This is a genomic window from Pedobacter sp. (assembly GCF_045627485.1).
Lineage (GTDB): Bacteria > Bacteroidota > Bacteroidia > Sphingobacteriales > Sphingobacteriaceae > Pedobacter.
Genome location: NZ_JAZQNU010000132.1, coordinates 1 through 22178 on the forward strand (window position 1 = coordinate 1; position 22178 = coordinate 22178).

The following is a 22178-nucleotide window of genomic DNA, read 5'->3' on the forward strand; positions in this document are numbered from 1 at the left end:
ATACTACCACAGTCAAAAATGTTTGTTGGCTCAATGATTACTTGCACTGCCGCATTAATGATGCAACAACAGGTATCATCCCTATATATAATACTATATATACTACTATAGCTAGGCACACCTATACCTCAATAATAATCTTTGGCAGATTCGATAGGTTTATTTAGTAAAATCCTCCGGTACAGGTCATGTCGTTTTCCCCATCATTACAATCCTCTTCAAGTTACGGATTCATCTGCACTCAGAAACTGTCAGGAGTGAGCAGGAACCTGAAACCAGCTTACGGATAATATCGGCTAATCATGCGGCAAATGATCTCGCAGAGGCCAAAAAATACTGGCAACCCTACAAGCCATCAGCATAAAGCAAGATGATGTGTTAAATTATGTTAAGGACTTGAAAGGATCAATGCCTTTATATAGATTAGCGCCTGATTATTTTTAATTGACGTTATCGTAATATTACTTATCTTTGCAGAATGTTTAAAATTAAACACGTATTTATATTAAGTTTCACTGTTATTGCACTAAGCATAGCGGGTTGTAAAAGCCAGTTTGAGAAAATCAGGCTAAGCAATGATGTGGCTAAGAAGTATCAGGAGGCCATGAGACTTTATAACAATAAAAACTATTCGAAAGCTTTAATTCTTTTCGAAGATCTTTCTCAGAAATACAGAGGAAGGGCTGAAGCTGAAGAGTTGAATTACCATTATGCACTTACCTATTATCATTTAAAAGATTATACAACAGCGAGATTTCAATTCAAATACTTTGCTGATACCTACCCTACCAGTAAATACGCAGAAGAATGCCGTTATTTAAGCGCATATTGCTATTACATGGATTCGCCAGAATATACACTGGATCAAACCAATACGTATAAAGCCATTGATGCCATGCAATTATTCATCAATTTATACCCAAAAAGTGAACGTGCAGAAGAAGCCAGTAAATTAATCGCTAACTTAAGGGGAAAATTAGAAGATAAAGCTTACGAAAATGCCAAAATGTATTATGATCTTGGTGGATACGACATCAGTAACTATAAATCGGCAGTAATTGCTTTAAGAAATGCACAGATCGATTTCCCTGATATTAAGTATGCAGAAGAAATGAATATGCTGATTGTAAAATCGCAATACATGTATGCCAATGCCAGTTATGAATTCCGTCAGGAAGAAAGATTCTCAGAAGCCATTACTTATGCTGATGAGTTTCTGGAAGCATATCCGGAAAGTAAACTGGTAAAAGAAGTTGAAAAATTAAAAAGTGACAGCCAGGCTGGTATTGAGAGAGCTAAGAATATTTTAGCTACACAAGCAGATCAAATGGCGAAATACAAAGAGACGCTTGAAAAAGAAGCGAAAAAAGACAGTTCCAATAACTTGATTAAAACCCCAATAAAATAATGAATACTAATAAACCTGCTGTACCAAATACCACGGTAACGAGAAACATCAACGATTTAGATCAGAAAACTCATAACTTATATGAGTCTTTAGTCATTATTTCAAGAAGGGCTAACCAAATTTCAAACAACATGAAGGAAGAACTACACGGCAAATTAGCTGAGTTCGCTTCTGCAAATGATAATTTGGAAGAGATTTTTGAAAACAGAGAACAGATTGAAATCAGCAAGCACTACGAGCGTTTACCAAAACCAACGTTAATTGCTATTGATGAATTTTTAAACGATAAAATCTACTACAGAAACCCTGTTAAAGATCAAGAATAGATCAATGCATAGGCTAACTTGCACATCGACTTGCATTAATCTCTATGCTTAATCAAAAAAACATTATCCTTGGCGTTTGTGGTAGTATTGCCGCTTATAAAGCCGCAGTTTTAGTAAGGTTACTTGTTAAAGCTGGCGCAAACGTCAAGGTTATTCTAACCGCTGATGCGGCCAATTTCATTACCCCCCTTACACTTGCCACCCTTTCTAAACATCCGGTTTATACACAGTATTTTGAAGAAGAAACTGGTGTATGGAGCAACCACGTAGAGCTGGGCCTTTGGGCCGATTACCTGATCATTGCTCCGGCAAGTGCAAACACCATTTCCAAAATGGCCAATGGCCTTTGCGATAACCTGCTTTCTGCCGTCTACCTTTCTGCAAAATGCCCCGTATTACTGGCTCCGGCCATGGACCTGGACATGTGGAAACACCAAAGTACTCAGCAAAATATTGAACAACTTAAGGCTTTCGGTAATACCATTATAGCCCCCAACAAAGGTGAGCTGGCCAGTGGTTTGTTTGGCGAAGGTCGTATGGCCGAACCTGAAGAGATTGTTGCTTTTCTGGTTGACTATATCAAAAAAGACCTACCCCTCACTGGTCAAAAAGTTTTGGTTACCGCCGGACCAACTTACGAGGCTATAGACCCGGTAAGGTTTATTGGTAACCACTCTTCTGGCAAAATGGGTTTCGCCATAGCAGATCGCTTTGCAGCACTAGGTGCCGAGGTAACGCTTATTACCGGCCCTACCGCTGAGAAAAGCCAGTTCAAAGTTAATCGTATTGACGTAGTAAGCGCAGCCGACATGCTGAAAGCCTGTGAGGAACACTTTGGCGATAGCCAGGTGACCATTATGAGCGCCGCAGTGGCCGATTATACCCCGCAGAAGGTTGCTAGTCAAAAAATAAAAAAACATGAAAGCGACTTCACCATTAGCCTGGTGAAAACCACAGATATTCTGGCCAGTCTGGGTAAGCAGAAGAAAGAAGGACAGCTGTTAATTGGCTTCGCCCTGGAAACGGAAAACGAAGAAGAACATGCCAAAGCCAAACTGCAGAAGAAAAATCTGGATCTGATTGTATTAAATTCTCTGAATGATCCCGGTGCAGGTTTTAAAACCAATACCAACAAAATTACCCTCTTTAATAAGGCTTTTGAAAAGACTGTTTTTGACGTTAAATCTAAAACAGAAGTAGCAAAAGACATCAGCGATGCCATCATTGCTATGATGGGTTAACCACCCCTTATCTCCCTCCCCATAAACGACTTAACATCTACAAAAAATTATTTTAAAAATTTCTTTTTTAATACGAATATATTCGTAGATTAGTATTACGAAACAATTCGTATTAACAGATGAAAGCAGATACTTTATTTAAACCAACCGAAAGCGAATTAGAGATTTTACAGATCCTATGGGACAAAGGCGATTGTACAGTGAGGGATGTACATGAAATTTTAGAGCAGAATAAAGATGCTGGTTATACCACCACGCTAAAACTCATGCAGATTATGCATGAAAAAGGTTTGGTTGCCCGGGATACCTCGTCGCGTACCCATATTTACCGCGCGCTGGTTAATCAGCAGAAAACCCAGCAACATTTGGTCACTAAAATGATCAACAATGTGTTTAACGGATCTGCCACCCGCCTGGTTATGCAGGCCCTGGGCAATCATAAAGCCAGTAAGGAGGAGATCAATTCTATAAGAGCCTATTTAGAGGAAATTAGTAAAAAGTAAAATGATGGAAGCACTAGTAAATAACATCATCAAAGCGACGGGTTGGAGTATCTTCCATTCCTTATGGCAAGGCACCTTATTATATGGCCTCCTGCTTCTCACCCTGCTCCTGCTACCAAAACCTAGCGCAAGAATGAAACATAACTTGGCTTTTATCACCATGAGTATGATATTCTTCTGTTTTTGGTTAACATTCTTTTCGGTATTTACCTGGCCACCATTAAGTTCGGTTTCTAACTCGCTGGCGTTTACCAAGGTGATCCCAGTTTCTCTGGGTAAACAAGCTGAATATTACTTTCCTATTCTGGTAAGTATTTATGGAATTGGTTTGCTCATGCAGGCAGTTATTCTGACTGGTGGTTATTATAAACTGTGGAAGTTAAAAGTGGCGCCAAAAGTGTCGGTACCAAAAGAGTGGCAGGTGCTTTTTCAGCGTATCACCAGAGAACTAGAGATCAGCAGAAATGTGAAGTTTTATTTATCAGATCAGGTGAGTGTACCACTGGTGCTGGGTTATTTAAAACCTATCATATTATTCCCCATCTCATTTGCCAGTCAGTTGGAAATGATGCACGTAGAGGCCATACTAATCCATGAAATGGCACATATACGCAGGAATGATTTCTTGCTTAACAGCCTGAAAACAGCTATGGAGACCATCTTGTTCTTTAATCCTTTTACCTGGCTTTGCAGCAGCATGATTGAGCGGGAAAGAGAACATGCCTGCGACGACATCGTAGTACAAAGAACACATACACCCCTTACTTATGCACATGCCCTGTTACAAATTGAATTAATCAACGAAAAACAAACACCGGTATTTACCATGGCCGCCAGTGGAAACAACCATAACCTCTATCAACGCATTAAACGAATCACAGACATGAAGACGACCTACAATACCGCCAAACAACAAATTTTAGCCATTACCGTAACCGTGCTTACCCTTGTATCATTGGCCTGGATTAACCCTGTAAACTCTAAAACTACGGTTAAAAAGCGAATAGTTGATATCAAGGCCACTATGGAGACAGCCACTTCAACAGACTGGGCGCCCCTGCAAGACACCTTGAAAAAGAAAAAAAGTGTTGCCGCAAAAAAGAGCACAACCGTAAAAAAGAAAGCTAAGCCGGTACCACCACCCCCACCACCAGCTACTGGAATGGAAATGCCTGCTCCACCCGCTCCTGCACCAAAGGAGCCAGTCAACTTACCTGTACCGCCAAACCCACCAGCAGAAGATGATCGGGCTATGAAAGAAAAAGTGAGAAAACAAGCAGAAGAAATCAGACTTTATTACCAGTCCCCTGCCTGGAAAAAACAGGAAGCATCGCTTAAACGCATGGCAGTTGACGTTCAAAATCATGTAAAAAGCGAGGCCTGGAAACAGCAGGTTGAAAAAGCCCGAAAAGAAGGAATGGCCATGGCTAAAATTGTTAATACTCCCGAGTTTAGAAAAGAAATAGAAAAGATGACCTTGCAAAGCAGACAACTTTCTATGGAAAGCAAAAAGCTTGCAGAACATTTTAACTCTGCAGCGTTTAAGCAACAAATACAGGAAGCAGTTGCAGCGGCAAAGGAAATGCAAGAATGCGTGGAAGAAGGTGCACACGCTAACAGCCACAACCATGAGGAACATACAAAGACAAAACAGTACTAATTTTTTGAATCATTTTATTCGTAAAGGATGAACATCCATTGACTAAGTTTTTATAATTTAGCAAAGGATATGCTACAAAAACTTTCGATACGAAACTACGCTTTGATTGATAATGTTGAAATGGAACTTGATAAGGGCCTTAACATTATTACTGGTGAAACAGGGGCAGGTAAATCAATTATGTTAGGCGCTCTTTCTCTCATTTTAGGACACAGGGCAGAGACCAAGTTTTTCTTTAACCAGGAGAAAAAATGCATAATTGAAGGTATATTCAAACTTAAAGGTGATCGTTTGAAACCTTTATTTGAAGAACATGATTTAGACTTTCAGGAAGAAAGTATACTGAGGCGCGAGATTTCCATCGATGGAAAATCCCGCGCCTTTATTAATGATACGCCTGTAACCCTTTCGGTGATGAAACACCTTGGGGAAAGGTTTATTGACATCCACTCCCAACATGCCACCCTGGAGTTAAACGACCCTGGTTTTCAGCTTGCAGTGGTAGATGGACTGGCTAATCATGAATCGCTGCTTAACGACTACCGTGAGGGCTTTAAACTTTTCAAAAGAAACCAGCTAAGGTTAAGTGATTTGCAGAAAATAGCCGATGAGGCACGTAATAAGCAGGATTACGAACAGTTCCTTTTTAACGAGCTGGAGCAGGCCAATCTGCAGGCAGAAGAACAGGAAATCCTGGAAGCAGAGCTGCAGACGTTAAACAATGCAGAGTCTATTAAAAGGAGTTTAGTAACCAGCTACCAGTTGTTAAGTGACGACGAGCTTTCGGCTTTACCCATGCTTAAGGAAGCGGTGAGCCAGTTGCATGCTGTAGACAAGTTTAACCCTGCATATGCCGAGCTTACGGAAAGGCTACGCTCTACATTGATTGAGTTGAAAGACATTAGCGGTGAACTGGCCACGTTGGAAGAGCATGTGGTATTTAACCCGGCAAGAATTGAAGAGATTAGTCATCGTTTAGATTTGTTGTACACTTTACAACAAAAACACCGGGTAAATTCTGTTCCAGAGCTTTTGGCTATCCAGGAAGAACTGTCCAATAACCTCAGCTTAATTTTAAGTGGCGAAGAAGAAATTGAACGCCTGCAAAAAGAAACGGAGCAGCTGAAAGTAGCGCTTGAAAAGATGGCTGAAAAGCTGTCTGCCAACCGCAGCAAGTCGATCAAAGCAACTGAATCTCAGGTAGCAGAAATCCTTACCCAGGCAGGTATGCCGAATGCGAAGATAAAAATCAAACAAACGGTAGTTACAGAACTGAACAAGGATGGCAAGGATAACATTGCCTTATTGTTTTCGGCCAATAGCGGTCAGCCACCAGCACCAGTTGCCAAAGTGGCTTCAGGTGGTGAGCTTTCCAGAATTATGCTGGCCATTAAATCTATCTTGGCTAAACATAGCGACCTGCCTACCTTAATTTTTGATGAAATTGATACAGGTATTTCTGGAGAAATTGCACTTCGTGTTGGCCAGGTTATTGGCCAGCTGGAGCAAAATATGCAGGTGGTTTGCATTACGCACCTTCCACAAATTGCCGCTAAAGGGAATGCACACTTCTTTGTTTACAAAAATGAAGATGCCGCACGAAGCACTACCGGGATAAAAAGACTGGACCGTGAAGGGCGTGTTTATGTGATAGCCGAGATGTTAAGTGGAAAGCCTCCTGGTAAGTCGGCCATGGCCAATGCAAGGGATTTACTTGATAAAGGACAGTTATCCTGATTAAAATGAAAACACACCTGTTAGGCATTTTTTTCTTGATGCTCGTCTCTGCTAATGTATGTGCGCAAAGTCTATCAATATCAGGTACTGTTAAAGATAAAAAGGGAGAAACACTTCCCGGTGCAGGCATTTATTTAAGTGGTTACAAAACAGCTACGGTTACTAATAACGACGGTAAGTTTGTTTTGGGCAATCTTAAACCAGGAAACTACAATGTACTGGTAGAAATGATGGGCTTTCTGCCTTACACCAAAAATGTAATCATAGCAGATAAAGCTGTGAGCATGGATATTGTGCTCAGTGAAAACACCATCCAATTGCAGGAAGTGGTAATAAAAGTAGATCCCAACCGGGAGCGATATATAGCATTATTTAAGGAGTTTTTTATCGGTAAATCGCCAAATGCCAAACAATGCAAGCTCCTGAACCCTCATGCATTACGAGTGGATTATGACAGCAAGGCCAAAACGCTTATTGTAAAATCAAATGAGTTCCTGGTAATCGAGAATAAGGCGCTTGGCTATCGCCTGAAATATATGCTGCAGTTTTTCGAGTATAATTACGAAACACGTATTGTTTATTATTCGGGTTTGCCAAATTTCGAAGAGTTGAAAGGCGCTAATTCAAGGAAAAAACAATGGGTAAAAAACAGGGAAATTGCCTATTATGGTTCTCCGCAACATTTCTTTAAGTCACTTTACCAAGGCAAATCCAGGGAAGAAGGATTTGTAATCAATAAATTGGTAAAACTTGATAACAGCAGCAGACCACCAGACCACGTTATTGAGGCCGAGATCAGTAAATTAAAAAAGCGATTACAGCGTACAATGCGCTTAGGTTCCGCAGAAAGTGATTCTTTAAATCATTGGCTTAAGGTTAAACAAATGCCAAAGCAGATTAGTACCCTGCACCGGGATGAGGTTTTAACGGATACCCTGGTTAAACAGGAATACAGGGATTTAAAGACTTTGAACTTTAAAGACGACCTCTACCTGATCTATACCAAAGAACGGGAATCAACTGCCTATACCAATACCTCCGGACATTCGATTACTCGCCCGCTGGATATCCCAAATTACCAGATTTCTATTGTGCATTTATTAGAAGGGCCCGTTCATTTTTACGCATCGGGTGGCATCTTCCAGCCTAAGGCCTTTTTATACGAAGGATTCTGGGCTTTTGAGAAAATAGCCGACATGGTGCCTATGGATTATGTGCCTTTAGCAAGAAATTAATTTTTCTTGTCTTACTAAGATATTTAGTAATTTAGCAGTATGGCTGGTGAAGAAGAAAACCCAAATATCTATGTTAAGGGCCGTGGCGCGCAATTAAACCCACATAATCATTTTCAAAAGAATGACTATGTGCAGGAACATGTGGAAGGCATTGACGACTGGGAAGTTGAGCAACGCAAAACTTCCTTTATTATGGGTGCAGCCAAAACAATTGTTAATAAAGTGGATAGTCCGGATGTAGGCATGGCCTATTCCCTCAATCCTTACCAGGGTTGCGAACATGGCTGTACCTATTGTTATGCACGTAATGCACATGAGTATTGGGGATACAGTGCCGGTTTGGATTTTGAACGTAAAATTATCGTAAAACAGGATGCCCCTGCCCTTTTTAAAAAGTTCCTCGAGAAGAAGGGCTGGGATGCCAGTGTGATCTCCCTTTCAGGGAATACAGATTGTTATCAGCCCGCAGAAAGAAAATTCAGGCTTACCCGGCAGTTACTTGAAATTGCACTGGCATATAAACAGCCTATTGGCATCATTACCAAAAATGCATTGGTATTGCGTGATAAAGACATCCTCCAGGAGATGGCGAAACTAAACCTGTGCAAAGTATTTGTTTCCATTAACAGCCTCAATGAAGAATTACGTATGAAAATGGAACCCCGGACGACAACAGCTAAACAACGTCTAAAAATTGTGGAGGAGTTAAGTAAAGCAGGTATACCTATGGGCGTGATGGTAGCGCCTCTGGTGCCGGGTTTAAGCGACCATGAAGTTCCTAAAATATTAAAGGCCATTGCCGAAAACGGCGCACAATGGGCGGGCTATACAATTGTAAGACTCAACGGGGCCATCGGCCCGATCTTCGAAGACTGGTTAAAGAAAAACTATCCTGACCGCGCGGATAAGGTATGGCACATGATACAATCATGCCATGGTGGCAACGTAAATGATAGCCGTTTTGGCGACAGGATGCGAGGTGATGGAAACATTGCCCAGATGATCAGGGACACTTTTAAATTACATTGTCGAATCAATAAGCTAAACATCTACGACGCAACCCTAACATCCCATCTGTTTCGTATTCCTGGTTCGCAGCTAGGATTATTCTAGTGATAACAAAAAAAGCGCCTGCTGTAATGATACAGCAGGCGCTTTATAAATAATTAACATCAATAAAACTTATTCAGGGTTTTCGTCACCCTCTTTTATGGTTTTAATCGGGTTTTTGTTAATCACGGTTATTTTATCGCTCTCTTTGTCGTAATCTATTTCAAGGATATCACCTTCCTGCATTTCTCCTTTAAGGATTTCTTCTGCAATCGGATCTTCCAGATACTTTTGAATAGCACGTTTCAAAGGTCGGGCACCGAAATTAATATCGAAACCTTTATCGGCAATAAAATCTTTAGCACCGTCTGTTAGTTTGATTTCATAACCTAATTTCTGAACCCTGTCAAACAGTGATTTCAACTCAATGTCAATGATTTTGAAGATCTCTTGTTTACCTAAGGTATTGAACACAACAACATCATCTACCCTGTTTAAAAACTCTGGCGCGAACGCACGTTTCAAGGCATTTTCAATCACGCCTCTAGAGTGTGCATCAACCTGGTTTGTTTTAGCCATGGTAGAGAAACCTACACCTTGGCCGAAATCTTTCAACTGGCGTGCACCAATGTTAGAAGTCATGATGATGATCGTGTTTCTGAAATCTACCTTACGGCCTAAGCTGTCGGTTAACTGACCTTCATCTAACACTTGTAACAAGATGTTGAAAACATCAGGGTGAGCTTTTTCAATCTCATCCAGTAAGATCACTGCATAAGGTTTGCGACGAACTTTTTCCGTAAGCTGACCACCTTCTTCATAACCAACATATCCTGGAGGCGCACCCACTAAACGGGAAACGGCAAATTTCTCCATGTATTCACTCATGTCAATTTGAATCAGTGCATCATCACTGTCGAACATAAACCTTGCAAGTTCTTTCGCAAGCTCTGTTTTATCTACACCAGTCGGGCCTAAGAAAATAAAGGAACCAATTGGTTTTTTAGGATCTTTCAGTCCTGCCCTTGTACGTTGGATGGCTTTAGTAAGCTTTTTTATAGCATCATCCTGACCGATAATTTTCGTTGCTACGGTGTCGTACATGTTCAATAGTTTTTGACTATCAGTTTGTCCTACCCTTTGCAATGGAATACCAGTCATCATAGAAACTACTTCCGCTACATTGTCTTCTGTAACAGTATAACGTTTTGTTTTGGTTTCTGCTTCCCAACTTGCTTTAGCACGTTCCAACTCCTCTAAAAGATTCTTTTCAGTATCTCTCAGTTTTGCGGCTTCTTCATATTTCTGACTTTTAACCACCTTATTTTTCTCCACCTTAATGTCTTCAATACGGGCTTCGATATCAATGATGTTATCAGGAACATGAATATTTGTTAAATGCACGCGTGAACCCGCTTCATCCAAAGCATCGATAGCTTTATCAGGTAAAAAGCGGTCCGTGATATAACGAGAAGTTAAGGCCACACAGGCATTAATTGCTTCGTCTGTGTAGGTTACACCATGGTGATCCTCATATTTCTCTTTAATTCTGTTCAGAATTTCAATGGTCTCATCTGGTGTAGCCGGCTCAATCATTACCTTTTGGAAACGACGGTCCAAAGCACCATCCTTCTCGATGTACTGGCGGTACTCATCTAACGTAGTGGCACCAATACATTGAATTTCTCCCCTTGCTAATGCAGGTTTGAACATGTTCGATGCATCCAAAGAACCTGATGCACCACCAGCACCTACAATGGTGTGGATCTCATCAATGAACAGGATTACATCAGTAGATTTTTCCAACTCATTCATCACCGCTTTCATGCGTTCTTCAAACTGTCCGCGATACTTTGTACCAGCCACCAAAGAGGCCAGGTCTAAAGTAACCACACGTTTGTTAAACAACACACGGGATACTTTGCGTTGTACAATTCTTAAGGCAAGACCTTCGGCGATGGCTGACTTACCAACACCTGGTTCACCGATTAGAATTGGATTGTTTTTCTTGCGACGTGAAAGTATTTGCGATACACGCTCTATTTCTTTTTCACGGCCTACAATAGGATCTAAGCGACCTTCTTCTGCAGCTTTGGTTAAATCTCTACCAAAGTTATCGAGCACAGGGGTTTTAGACTTAATGTCTGAAACTTTCTTAGGGCTGCTAAAGCTTTCCTCTTCACGGTAATCATCGTCACCAGTAGAAGCACTTCCTTGCGGATCATCTCTGTATCCGTTTTTATTTACTTCAACTTCCTGTTTAAAAATTTCATAATTAATACTGTACTGCAATAAAATCTGGGAGGCGATATTATCATCATCACGTAGGATAGACAACAACAAGTGTTCTGTTCCAATCAGGTCGCTTTTAAAGATTTTAGCTTCCAGATAGGTGATTTTTAATACTTTCTCTGCCTGTTTAGTTAACGGGATATTTCCCAGGTTAACTGTAACGCTTGACGTGCCTCTTACAGCGTCCTCAATCGAACGGCGCAACTTGGTCGTGTCTACACCTAAAGATTTTAATATCTTAATTGCCATTCCATCGCCTTCGCGAATCAGGCCTAATAAAAGATGCTCTGCGCCTATGTAGTCGTGTCCTAATCTCAGGGCTTCTTCCCTGCTAAACGAAATCACGTCTTTTACTTGTGGTGAAAATTTAGCTTCCATATATACCTTTCTTAACCAGTTTGTCCTAAACTATTAAATTGTTTTGAAAAAGACGCGCTGGATATAAATTTTTATCAACAATTACGCCATTAGATCAAAATTTTTGTTACTACTGCCGATATTTCATAAAACTTACTGAGTTCTGACTATATTGGCGATATTTGGAGTTTTAATAAGTAATTATGTCAGACGAAAAGATAATATTCTCAATGGCGGGAGTGAATAAGATTTACCCCCCTCAAAAGCAAGTGCTAAAAAACATATACCTTTCTTTTTTCTATGGAGCAAAGATAGGAGTTATTGGTCTAAATGGATCAGGAAAATCGTCACTTTTAAAGATAATTGCTGGCATTGACAAATCGTTCCAGGGAGAGGTTGTTTTCTCTCCGGGATACTCGGTTGGCTACCTTGCTCAGGAACCAGAACTTGATGAGAACAAGACGGTTAGAGAGGTTGTAGAAGAAGGTGTTGCAGAGATTACTGCCATCCTGAAAGAATACGAAGAAATCAATGAAAAGTTCGGTTTACCAGAGGTTTATGAAAACCCTGATGAGATGGATAAACTCATGACAAAACAAGGCGAACTGCAAGACAAAATTGATGCAGTAAACGCCTGGGAACTTGATAACAAACTGGAGCGTGCCATGGATGCTTTACGCTGCCCGGATCCGGATACAAAGATAGCTGTACTCTCCGGAGGTGAACGTCGCAGGGTGGCCATGTGCCGCCTGTTGTTGCAGGAACCTGATGTGTTGTTGCTCGATGAGCCAACCAACCACCTTGATGCAGAAAGCATCGACTGGCTGGAGCAGTTTCTGAAGAACTACAAAGGAACTGTAATCGCTGTTACCCACGATAGGTATTTCCTTGACAATGTTGCAGGTTGGATTCTTGAATTAGACAGAGGCGAAGGTATTCCATGGAAAGGTAATTATTCGTCATGGCTGGAGCAAAAAGCGAAACGTTTAGCACAGGAAGAGAAAACAGAAAGCAAACGCCAGAAAACACTTGAAAGAGAGTTGGAATGGGTACGCATGGCTCCAAAAGCCCGACATGCCAAATCTAAAGCGCGTTTGTCTAATTATGATAAACTGGCATCTGAGGATTCCAGAGAACGAGAAGATAAACTGGAGCTCTTTATACCAGCGGGACCAAGATTGGGTAACGTGGTTATTGAAGCCAACAATGTAACTAAAGCTTATGGTGATAAAATTTTATTTGAAAACCTAAGCTTCTCTTTGCCACCGGCAGGTATAGTAGGTATTATTGGACCCAACGGTGCTGGTAAAACTACCTTATTCAGGTTAATTACGCAGCAGGAAACTCCAGACTCTGGCGACTTCCGTGTGGGGGAAACCGTAGAACTGGGCTATGTAGATCAGATGCATAATGACCTTGATCCCGACAAAACGGTTTATGAAAACATCACCGACGGCCTGGATAACATTCAGTTGGGCAATAAGGCAGTGAGTGGCCGTGCTTATGTATCAAAGTTTAACTTTAACGGCGGTGACCAGCAAAAGAAAGTTGGCATCCTATCAGGTGGAGAACGTAACCGTGTGCATTTAGCCATTACGCTTAAAAAAGGTGCTAATGTGCTTTTACTCGATGAGCCGACCAATGATATCGACGTTAATACCTTAAGGGCATTGGAAGAAGCATTGGAGAACTTTGGAGGTTGTGCCGTTGTCATTAGTCACGACAGGTGGTTCCTTGATAGAATATGTACCCATATCCTAGCCTTTGAAGGTGATTCTCAAGTATATTTCTTTGAAGGGAACTATAGCGACTACGAAGAAAACCGCAAGAAAAGATTAGGTGATGTAACACCGCATCGTATTAAATATAAAAAATTAGCATAAGCTGCTTAATCATTAACCTCCAAATTGCTGGAGGTTAATGATTAAACTTAGTTGTAAGAAATGCGTTGCCTGGTTATTCTTACTATCTATAATGGAGTTATTTGAAAGGCTCCTGATCAAGCTATTCCCTTCGTTAAACAGATCATAAGCCTGTAGCTTAAACATCGCCTGTTCCTTCCGTAAAAAAGTCTTCTGAAAGCTTATGTTCATTAAAAACGGGTTATTGGCATATAGAGAATATCCTTCGTTTATTCTTTTTGACGCATCAAGTGTGATGGCCAGCGTCGGATTAATATAAGCTCTGGCATTCATGTTGAATTCGAAGACCTGTATATTTTTCAGGTTCGTCATGGCCAGTGTATAGCGGTTACTATTATACGTATAATTCACATCGGAACTGATGGTAAATCCTTTCCGGTTATACCGCAGCATAATGGACTGTGAAAAGTTAAAGCCTTTGTTATTATTGAGGATATTATCCGCGTAGGAAACATTGTTTGCAAAACCTACACTTCCTCTAAATTCCAGGTTAAGCTGGTTTTGCATATAAGGCCTCGACCAGGAATATAAGGCATCAATGCCATAACTTCCATTAGCGTTTTCAAACCTTGTTTCCTGCTTTAAGCTGTTCAGGGTATCACGTATCAATACAATATTACTTACCACCTGGTCCTGAATGTAACTAGAATTCAGACCAAGCAAGAGCGCACGGCCGTTATCAGGTTTATTGTCCTGGTAAGATAAGTTTGCAGCATGGGTAAAGGTAGATTTCAAATTAGGATTACCAATAACAACATTCTGCAGGTTTCGCGTGTTTGGAACAGGTTGCAACTGCGCTAAGTTTGGAGCAGTACTGTTACCGTTGTAATTGAAACTTATGCTGCTGGTTGCAGAAAGCAACATGTTTAAACTGGCCACAGGCGCTACGTTAAATCCGGCATGATGAATGCGGCTTTGCGGAGATTCATTTTCTACAACCAACAGGTTGGGCTGGGCTGTAATACCCAGGCTGTAACTAATATTTTCTGCACCATAGCGATAGCTGAGCCCTATAAGATGCGATAGAAACCGTGAAGTATAATCGGTACTCAGTGAATCCACAACGCGACTGTTAAAAAGATTATTGTTTACCCTTGTGATTAACTTGTTGTCATTCTCCTCCAATTGAAAATTGTAATAGATATCCATATTCCTACTTACAGACGAATCCGGATTGTTGCCAACAGGTTCGCTAAAGCGAAAACTACCATTCAGGTTTCTAGATCTATTACGCGTATCTACTGTCCGGTTTAATAAAGAATCTTTAGGGATCTTAATAAAGCGAAGATCATAGTAACCTATACTACTGCTTAAGGCCTCATCGACATCACTAATACCGTTTTTTGCAGAAACACCAACGGAAAAGTTGCGACCAGGTTTCTTTAACCGGTAAGCCCAGGCTAAATTCAAATTAAACTCAGGCGCATATTGAGAAGAAGCATTAACATTACGCTGGTCTTGCCAAATGATCCCCCGCTGGGTAGAATTACCCTTAAAATAGTTGTCGTTATTCAAAAAAGTTCCAACTGCACCCGCCTGAAAATAACTTCGGTCACCTATGGACTGTAACCCCCAGTTGAGGTTGTGTCTATTGCTGTTTGCCGTGCGTTCACTGCTGTCTGTGGTGCGAATTGTCCCGAGGTAATTAATGGTTTCAATCTGGTCGAGCTGGTTAATGTCATTATCCACATTATCGAAAGAATAGGCAAATGTACCCGTTACCATTTTACTCAGCTTGTCCCTGTAATTAAACCCCGTATTAATATTCCTGGTCACACCAGCAGCATTATTCGTACTAACCACATTACCTTTTATTCCAACTTGCTTTTTTTCGCGCCAGAGGTTTGCATTGGTCTGTAAGCCGTAGCGCTCATTGGTACCACCATTGACGGAGCTGTTACCAAAGTTCCCTTTGCTCCGGCCAGGTTTAGTTACCAGGTTTAGCATTTTCTCCGAATTCCCTGTTTTAACCCCTGTAAAATTGGCTTCATCGCCATAATCATTAATTACCTGAACTTTGGCAACCATATCAGCCGGCAATTGTGATATAAAATCTTTAACATTATTGGTGAAGAAATCCTCACCATTTATACGAAGTTTAGTCATGGGTTTACCCATAGCGAGTACTTTACCGTCTTTGTCTATCGTGACCCCCGGAAGCTGCTTCAGCAAGTCTTCTACCCGGTCTGTTTCGGTCACCAGGAATGCAGCTGCGTTATATTCGACAGTATCGAAAGCAATCCTGATTGGATTGACATTGGCTTTGATAACTACCTCTTTCAAGGTATTGGCGTCTGGATCAAGGAAGGCCTGGATATTGATGCTGCGTTGCGCAGGACTGAACTTATAATTGCGTTGGTATGCCATAAAACCCATGGCTGCAATGCGCACCACAATTTCTGCGGTTCTAATGCCACTAATGCTAAACTTACCCCGATAGTCGGTGTTGCCAAACAAGGTATCCTGGCCAGATACTATTTCGACGTTGGCTTCAGGAACCGGACGATTTAATGAATCCCTTACGGTACCATTCAATCTATTGTTGATTTGCCCGGAAACAGAAACAACCGTCAGCAGGTTGACCACTGTAAAAAGAAACAGAAAAATCCTATTCATCGGCAGCCCACAATTTGTGAATATAAAGGTACAATAGTTTTTAATCCCGATGATTTCTAACGTATGATGTCCTTATGCGAACATAATAAAAAATCTCTGTATATGACTATCTTTAAACCTGATAAGTTGGACTTCCACAAAAACAGGGCCTTTATAGGGGTTGATCAGATGATGACTTCGATTTAGCCTCTTTTGGCTGCTCAGGTTTAGGTCCTCTTTTATAGATGACAAGGCCATTTAAAAAATTACGAAGAATCTGATCACCACAAGGTTTGAAGTTAGGATGGTCATCGGCACGAAAAAAAGAACCCAGTTCGCTTTTGGTAATTTTAAAATTAACCAGTCCCATGATATTAATAATATCATCATTGGTTAACTGCAGCGCTACGCGCAATTTCTTAAAAATATCGTTATTGCTCATAATTTACAGTGCTACTTCTATCTTTACTTTTTTATTTTTTATCTTTTCATTAGACAAGGCCGAAAGTACCTTTCCTACCATTTTACGTTTTACGGCAACGTAAGAACTCTGGTCTTTCACTTCAATCAGGCCAACATCTTCTTTTTGTAATCCGCCTTTTTTCAGCAGTAAGCCAACTACATCAATTTTGTTCACTTTATCTTTTTTACCCGCTGCAATGTAGAGGGTTTGCCACTGGCTATCTTTTGGTAAATTATATTTCCCTTTTAGCTGCTCAACTTCCATATCATCACTTAAAAAAGGATATTTCTCTTCATCGGTAAGCATCAGATAAGCCGTTCCTTTAGCATTCATACGCGCTGTTCTGCCGTTACGGTGCACAAATGCATCGGCGGTGTAAGGAAGTTGATAGTGAATGATGCATTCAATCTCAGGGATATCCAATCCACGTGAAGCAAGATCTGTCGTAATTAATATTTTAATACTGCCGTTCCTGAATTTCAATAAAGCGCGTTCACGCTCATCCTGTTCCATACCACCATGAAAAATATCATGTGCAAGGTCCTTATCAATAAGTAAGTCGCTAATACGGTCAACGGTTTCCCTGTGGTTACAGAATATCAAAGTGGTTTTATCGCCAATCTTACAGATAAGGTCAAATAAGGTAGAAAGTTTATCTTCTGCCTGCGCTTTAACTACCTTCAGTTTTAAATCAGGAGACGATTTAATATCTTTCAAAAAGTTAATCTCCACAGCATTTTTAACACCTGTAAATGCAGGGATCGATTCCATGGCCGTCGCAGAAGTAAGAAAGCGTTGCTTAAGGGAAAGAAGCTTACGGATAATGTATTCCATATCTTCCTGGAAACCAAACTCCAGCGCTTTATCGAATTCATCAAGCACTAAAGTGGTGATGGTAGATTCATCAAAGTTTTCGTGCCTTAAATGGTAAGCGATACGACCGGGGGTACCAATTAATAACGCAGGGGGTTCCTCTAAATTATTGCGTTCTGTTTTTACGGCATGACCGCCGTAGCAGCAGTTGACTTTAAAACCAGTGCCCATCATTTTAAACACCTGTTCAATCTGTAAAGCCAGCTCACGAGAAGGCACAATAACTAAAGCCTGAACACCCTTAACTTTAGCATCCATTTGTTGAAAGATCGGTAATAAAAAGGCTAGTGTTTTACCTGAACCGGTTGGTGCAAGCAACAACACATCGTTTCCTTTTTTAGCTGCAGCTATTGCAGCTACCTGCATATCGTTTAAGGAAGCTATCTTTAGATTATCCAATATCTTTTCTACCGTCATGGCGCAAAGATAAGGTTATTCAGCTATTTAAATTCGGGAATTAAGGGTATTAAAATCTGAAGTACTTTTTCCTTAATCGTCTAAACGACCGGTTCAACGTATATTCCAGATTCATGAGCATCGTACCCCTACCCTCCATCCAGGTAGAAACATGCTTATTAACCTTTTTAACAGGTTCATATACCCGCTCATCTAATACTTCTAAATATTTAGCATTTGACCTGCTCTGCTGCATCAGGTAAAATTCATTGATTAGTTCTGTCTTCATGGGCATAAGATTTGATAAATAAATTAACGTTTTTCGCAAGTTTATGTTATAAACACCCGCAAAAAACCGGTATAAACACGTTATGATACAACAAAATGATAATTAGATTGTTCTTATTAAATAGATTTAAAACACTAGATGGAGAGACACACTTATCAAACAGGTATCATAGGAAACTGTGCTTTTCTGGCACATATTAATAAAAACACAAATGTAGATTGGCTTTGCTGGCCCAGATTCGACAGCTCTTTTGTATTCGGAGGTTTACTAGACAGTGAAAAAGGGGGCGAATTTTCTATCCGTCCACATGGGGAGTACAGCACAAAACAATATTACCTCGAAAATACGAATGTATTATGCACAGAAGTAACCAATCCGGAGGGAAGTTACCGCATTACCGATTTTGCGCCACGCTTCATGCAGTACGAACGTTACTATAAGCCGCTCATGTTTATTCGTAAAGTGGAAGTTATTAGCGGTAACCCTCGTATTAAGGTTAAATGCAGACCGGTCTATCATTACGGGGATACACAATTTGTGGGAAACCGTGGCAGCAACCATATCTTTTTTGAAGGCGGCGGCGAAAATATGCAGCTAAGCACTAACATTTCACTTAGTTACCTGGAAGATGAGCGCTACTTCGCACTTAATGAAACAAAATACCTGATTACTACCTTTGGCTACCGCCTGGAAGCACCGATTGAAAGTACAGCAGAGAAATTTCTTGAAAATACCATTAAATACTGGAGAACCTGGATCAAACACTCTACCATCGCCGGATTCTACCAAACACTGGTTATCCGCTCTTCACTGGTGCTTAAAATCCACCAGTATGAGGATACTGGCGCCATCATTGCCGCCAGCACCACAAGCTTACCTGAATCACCCGGCAGTACCCGTAACTGGGATTACCGCTTTTGCTGGATGCGTGATACCTACTATGTGATCACCGCGCTGAACCATATAGGCCATTTCGAAGAAATGGAGAAATACTTTAATTATATTACCGATATCTCCTTCCGCAATGACACACGTTACCAGCCCTTATTTGGTATTGCAGGTGAACGTGTGCTTACCGAACGGATTCTGCATAACCTCCATGGCTATTTAGGCGAAAAGCCTGTAAGGGTAGGAAACCAGGCTTATGAACATATTCAAAACGATATTTACGGACAGGTGCTCATCTCCATGTTGCCTTTATATAACGACAGGAGGTTTATCAACAATGAACGCCAGGATTCTTCACAATGGCTTGACTACCTGTTAAAGAAAATAGAGAATACCATCGATGAATTTGATGCCGGTATCTGGGAATTCCGCAACATTGCAAACATGCACTGTTACACCAACCTCTTTCAGTGGGCAGGTGCACAAGCGGCCCTGAAAATGGCAAAAACCATTGGCAATAAAGAGTATGAAGATCGCGCACAGCTGCTGATCGATAAAGCCGCGGCGCATATCGAAGCTTGTTACGATCCGGAAAGAAAAGTTTATAACCACGCTATAGGTTCCGAACATTTAGATGCAAGTACCCTGCAACTCATTTTAATGAATTACCTTGATCCTAACTCCCAGCGCGCGAAAGATCATTTGATTGCTTTAGAAAATGAACTAAAAGCAGAGAATGGACTGTTTTATCGCTATAAACATAGCGATGACTTCGGAAAGCCTAAAACTACGTTCCTCATCTGTGCCTTTTGGTATGTAGAAGCCCTGGCTTGTGTGGGCAGGTTAGACGACGCCATTCGTGAATTCAAGTCGCTCATTAAATATGGTAACCACTTACAATTGTTCAGTGAGGATGTGGATGAAAAAGACGGCAGCCAATGGGGCAATTTCCCCCAAGCCTATAGCCATGTTGGTTTGATGAATGCCGCACATCGCATAGCTATTAAATTAGACAAACCTATATTTCTATAAATTAAGTTTTACAATTGAAAAGGCCTCATCCGAAATATCGTGATGAGGCCTTTTCCAATTTACATTATTTTATTTTACACGCCAGCACCCAATTCTCCTAACATTATGCGTACTTCCTCAGGATTTCTAAGGTAATATTTAGCCGCCGAAATATTGCTGCCAACTTTTATGGTATATGCCGAATCTGGTAAAGCCTTAAAAATATCTTCGTCCGTATGGTCATCGCCCATGCCCAGAATGAAATCTACTTTCTGACCATGAAGCCAGTTTTGTGCTGCCTTGCCTTTATTAACTTCTATATTTTTAATTTCAATCACCTTATTACCTGGCATAATCTGCAAACCTTTGTCAACTACAATTAAACGCAGGTGATTAATTATTTCATTTACCCGCAATTCGCCTAAACCAGCTTCTACCCTGCGGTAATGCCATACCATGGAATAACTTTTATCTTCGATGAATGAACCAGGAGTTCTGTCGGTATATCGATCCAGCACCTCTCTCACTTCTTGTTTCCACTGGTCGGTAAGCAACGGTAAACTTTTCCATTCCTCTCCAGAATTTTTCTGCCACGCGCCATGTTCCGCAATCATGCCTACGTTTAAATGGCCAAACCATTGGTCTAGCGTTTCGTATTTACGCCCGCTAATAAGCACCACTTTGTTCTTTGGATCAGCAATCAACTGGTTAAGCAGCTTATATAGTTCTTCATCCGGGGAAGCTTTATCAATCACACTATTAAAGCCAACCAGTGTACCGTCGTAGTCTAGAAAAATATACCTGTGTTCAGCCTGGTTGTAGGCTAAATTAACCTGTTCCATAATTTGTGGAGACAGGTATTTTGTTAACAGCGACTGCTGCATTTCTTTTACTTCTTTCAATTTTGATATAAAATTTTTCACCCATAGGTGAATGTTATATTTTTTAACTACTGCGCGCATACTGGTCATGCGAGCTGTTTGTTCCTCAATAGGCATTTCCAGGGCCGTTACAATCGCACGCATCACGTCGCCTATGTTATTAGGATTAACCAAAATGGCGTCATTTAATTCTTTCGAAGCACCGGCCATCTCACTTAATATTAACACGCCGGTATTCGATGTTCTCGACGCTACATATTCTTTACTCACCAGGTTCATCCCATCACGCATCGGGTTTACTAAACAAACATCAGCTGCTGAGTAAAGCGCCGAAAGGAAATCAACAGAAAATGACCGGTAGAAATAATGAATAGGCAACCAGTCCATCGTTCGGTAATGCGCGTTAATGTTACCCACCATTTGATCAATACGGTCACGTAGTTCCTTGTACTGAGGCACGGTATCCCTCGATGGAACAACTACCATACACAAGGAAAGCCTGCCGATATATTTAGGCATGGTTTGCAATAACAACTCGTAAGCCTGTAAACGCTGGATAATTCCTTTACTATAATCTAAACGATCTATTGAAAGTATAATTTTTTCATTCTCACGGTGTTCTTTAAATGATTCTACATGCGCTTTAACCAGCGTTCGGTTACTTAGATTTTCAAACTTCTCGTCGTCTATACCCATTGGGAATGATTCGACTACAATCTGCCGCTCTTTACAGGTGATGACGTTATTTGCCGATTTGGCCGAGGTAAGCCTGGTTGTGGTACTCAGGAAGTGCCTTACATCATCAAAGGTGTGGAAACCGATTAAGTCGGCGCCTAATAATCCATTCAGAAGCTCCTCTCGCCAGGGAATTAACCTGAATATCTCATAAGATGGGAAAGGAATGTGCTGGAAAAAACCAATCGTAACATGAGGCTCCACAGCCCTGATCATTCCAGGCAACAGTAATAGCTGATAATCGTGTACCCACACAGTATCACCTTCCTGCAGCTTTGTGGCTACAACAGAGCGGAACTTTTCATTTACACTTTTA

16 protein-coding genes are annotated in these 22178 nt (G+C 40.9%); 10 read left to right on the forward strand and 6 right to left on the reverse strand.

Annotated features, from left to right (window positions below; all coding sequences use genetic code 11):
* The first annotated feature begins 478 nt into the window (after positions 1-478).
* The 8 genes from ACR2F3_RS09910 (at position 479) to ACR2F3_RS09945 (ending at position 9223) form a co-directional block, all read left to right on the forward strand.
* Complete coding sequence (locus ACR2F3_RS09910; protein WP_432709819.1) at positions 479-1408, forward strand: outer membrane protein assembly factor BamD; 930 nt, start codon at positions 479-481, stop codon at positions 1406-1408.
* Positions 1408-1734, forward strand: a complete 327-nt coding sequence (locus tag ACR2F3_RS09915) for a DNA-directed RNA polymerase subunit omega (protein ID WP_196860008.1) — start codon at positions 1408-1410, stop codon at positions 1732-1734. Before ACR2F3_RS09910 ends, ACR2F3_RS09915 begins: the two co-directional genes overlap by 1 nt.
* A 44-nt stretch (positions 1735-1778) precedes the next feature.
* Entirely contained in the window at positions 1779-2975 is a 1197-nt protein-coding gene (coaBC, locus tag ACR2F3_RS09920) for a bifunctional phosphopantothenoylcysteine decarboxylase/phosphopantothenate--cysteine ligase CoaBC (RefSeq protein ID WP_432709820.1), read from the forward strand.
* A gap of 119 nt (positions 2976-3094) precedes the next feature.
* The gene (locus ACR2F3_RS09925; RefSeq protein ID WP_432709821.1) at positions 3095-3478 is read left to right on the forward strand and encodes a BlaI/MecI/CopY family transcriptional regulator; all 384 of its coding nucleotides are present in this window, start codon (positions 3095-3097) and stop codon (positions 3476-3478) included.
* Between the two features lies 1 nt (position 3479).
* Positions 3480-5138 (forward strand): M56 family metallopeptidase, encoded by a 1659-nt coding sequence (locus ACR2F3_RS09930; RefSeq protein WP_432709822.1) that lies wholly within the window; start codon positions 3480-3482, stop codon positions 5136-5138.
* Between the two features lie 69 nt (positions 5139-5207).
* On the forward strand, positions 5208-6875 hold the full coding sequence (gene recN / locus ACR2F3_RS09935) for a DNA repair protein RecN (RefSeq protein WP_432709823.1): 1668 nt from the start codon (positions 5208-5210) through the stop codon (positions 6873-6875).
* 5 nt (positions 6876-6880) lie between these two features.
* Entirely contained in the window at positions 6881-8110 is a 1230-nt protein-coding gene (locus ACR2F3_RS09940; RefSeq protein ID WP_432709824.1) for a carboxypeptidase-like regulatory domain-containing protein, read from the forward strand.
* A gap of 39 nt (positions 8111-8149) precedes the next feature.
* Positions 8150-9223, forward strand: coding sequence for a PA0069 family radical SAM protein (locus ACR2F3_RS09945; RefSeq protein WP_432709825.1), 1074 nt, complete (start codon positions 8150-8152; stop codon positions 9221-9223).
* A gap of 69 nt (positions 9224-9292) precedes the next feature.
* Here the strand turns inward: ACR2F3_RS09945 and ACR2F3_RS09950 are convergent, their stop codons facing one another.
* Entirely contained in the window at positions 9293-11830 is a 2538-nt protein-coding gene (locus ACR2F3_RS09950) for an ATP-dependent Clp protease ATP-binding subunit (RefSeq protein WP_432709826.1), read from the reverse strand.
* A 182-nt stretch (positions 11831-12012) separates the two neighbouring features.
* Between ACR2F3_RS09950 and ettA the strand changes: the two genes are divergently transcribed.
* Positions 12013-13692: an energy-dependent translational throttle protein EttA gene (ettA, locus tag ACR2F3_RS09955; protein WP_432709827.1), complete on the forward strand. Its 1680-nt coding sequence runs from the start codon at positions 12013-12015 to the stop codon at positions 13690-13692.
* A 12-nt stretch (positions 13693-13704) separates the two neighbouring features.
* Here ettA and ACR2F3_RS09960 read toward each other — a convergent pair whose 3' ends face one another.
* The 4 genes from ACR2F3_RS09960 to ACR2F3_RS09975 form a co-directional block, all read right to left on the reverse strand.
* Positions 13705-16347, reverse strand: a complete 2643-nt coding sequence (locus ACR2F3_RS09960; RefSeq protein WP_432709828.1) for an outer membrane beta-barrel protein — start codon at positions 16345-16347, stop codon at positions 13705-13707.
* A 151-nt stretch (positions 16348-16498) separates the two neighbouring features.
* Positions 16499-16768, reverse strand: coding sequence for a DUF1456 family protein (locus ACR2F3_RS09965; protein WP_432709829.1), 270 nt, complete (start codon positions 16766-16768; stop codon positions 16499-16501).
* A 3-nt stretch (positions 16769-16771) separates the two neighbouring features.
* Positions 16772-18079 (reverse strand): DEAD/DEAH box helicase, encoded by a 1308-nt coding sequence (locus ACR2F3_RS09970; protein WP_432709830.1) that lies wholly within the window; start codon positions 18077-18079, stop codon positions 16772-16774.
* A 49-nt stretch (positions 18080-18128) separates the two neighbouring features.
* Positions 18129-18347, reverse strand: coding sequence for a hypothetical protein (locus ACR2F3_RS09975; RefSeq protein WP_432709831.1), 219 nt, complete (start codon positions 18345-18347; stop codon positions 18129-18131).
* 138 nt (positions 18348-18485) lie between these two features.
* Between ACR2F3_RS09975 and ACR2F3_RS09980 the strand changes: the two genes are divergently transcribed.
* Positions 18486-20267 carry a glycoside hydrolase family 15 protein gene (locus ACR2F3_RS09980; protein ID WP_432709832.1) on the forward strand — a complete coding sequence of 594 codons (1782 nt, stop codon included), beginning with the start codon at positions 18486-18488 and terminating at the stop codon, positions 20265-20267.
* A 74-nt stretch (positions 20268-20341) separates the two neighbouring features.
* Here the strand turns inward: ACR2F3_RS09980 and ACR2F3_RS09985 are convergent.
* Positions 20342-22178, reverse strand: a 1837-nt coding sequence (locus ACR2F3_RS09985) for a bifunctional alpha,alpha-trehalose-phosphate synthase (UDP-forming)/trehalose-phosphatase (RefSeq protein WP_432709833.1), incomplete at its 5' end; no start/stop codon positions are given.

Excerpts from the sequence above, each read along its gene's own strand:
- ACR2F3_RS09910 (WP_432709819.1), top strand. The coding sequence starts at position 479 with ATGTTTAAAATTAAACACGTATTTATATTAAGTTTCACTGTTATTGCA.
- ACR2F3_RS09915 (WP_196860008.1), top strand. The coding sequence starts at position 1,408 with ATGAATACTAATAAACCTGCTGTACCAAATACCACGGTAACGAGAAAC.
- coaBC (WP_432709820.1), top strand. The coding sequence starts at position 1,779 with ATGCTTAATCAAAAAAACATTATCCTTGGCGTTTGTGGTAGTATTGCC.
- ACR2F3_RS09925 (WP_432709821.1), top strand. The coding sequence starts at position 3,095 with ATGAAAGCAGATACTTTATTTAAACCAACCGAAAGCGAATTAGAGATT.
- ACR2F3_RS09930 (WP_432709822.1), top strand. The coding sequence starts at position 3,480 with ATGATGGAAGCACTAGTAAATAACATCATCAAAGCGACGGGTTGGAGT.
- recN (WP_432709823.1), top strand. The coding sequence starts at position 5,208 with ATGCTACAAAAACTTTCGATACGAAACTACGCTTTGATTGATAATGTT.
- ACR2F3_RS09940 (WP_432709824.1), top strand. The coding sequence starts at position 6,881 with ATGAAAACACACCTGTTAGGCATTTTTTTCTTGATGCTCGTCTCTGCT.
- ACR2F3_RS09945 (WP_432709825.1), top strand. The coding sequence starts at position 8,150 with ATGGCTGGTGAAGAAGAAAACCCAAATATCTATGTTAAGGGCCGTGGC.
- ACR2F3_RS09950 (WP_432709826.1), bottom strand. The coding sequence starts at position 11,830 with ATGGAAGCTAAATTTTCACCACAAGTAAAAGACGTGATTTCGTTTAGC.
- ettA (WP_432709827.1), top strand. The coding sequence starts at position 12,013 with ATGTCAGACGAAAAGATAATATTCTCAATGGCGGGAGTGAATAAGATT.
- ACR2F3_RS09960 (WP_432709828.1), bottom strand. The coding sequence starts at position 16,347 with ATGAATAGGATTTTTCTGTTTCTTTTTACAGTGGTCAACCTGCTGACG.
- ACR2F3_RS09965 (WP_432709829.1), bottom strand. The coding sequence starts at position 16,768 with ATGAGCAATAACGATATTTTTAAGAAATTGCGCGTAGCGCTGCAGTTA.
- ACR2F3_RS09970 (WP_432709830.1), bottom strand. The coding sequence starts at position 18,079 with ATGACGGTAGAAAAGATATTGGATAATCTAAAGATAGCTTCCTTAAAC.
- ACR2F3_RS09975 (WP_432709831.1), bottom strand. The coding sequence starts at position 18,347 with ATGAAGACAGAACTAATCAATGAATTTTACCTGATGCAGCAGAGCAGG.
- ACR2F3_RS09980 (WP_432709832.1), top strand. The coding sequence starts at position 18,486 with ATGGAGAGACACACTTATCAAACAGGTATCATAGGAAACTGTGCTTTT.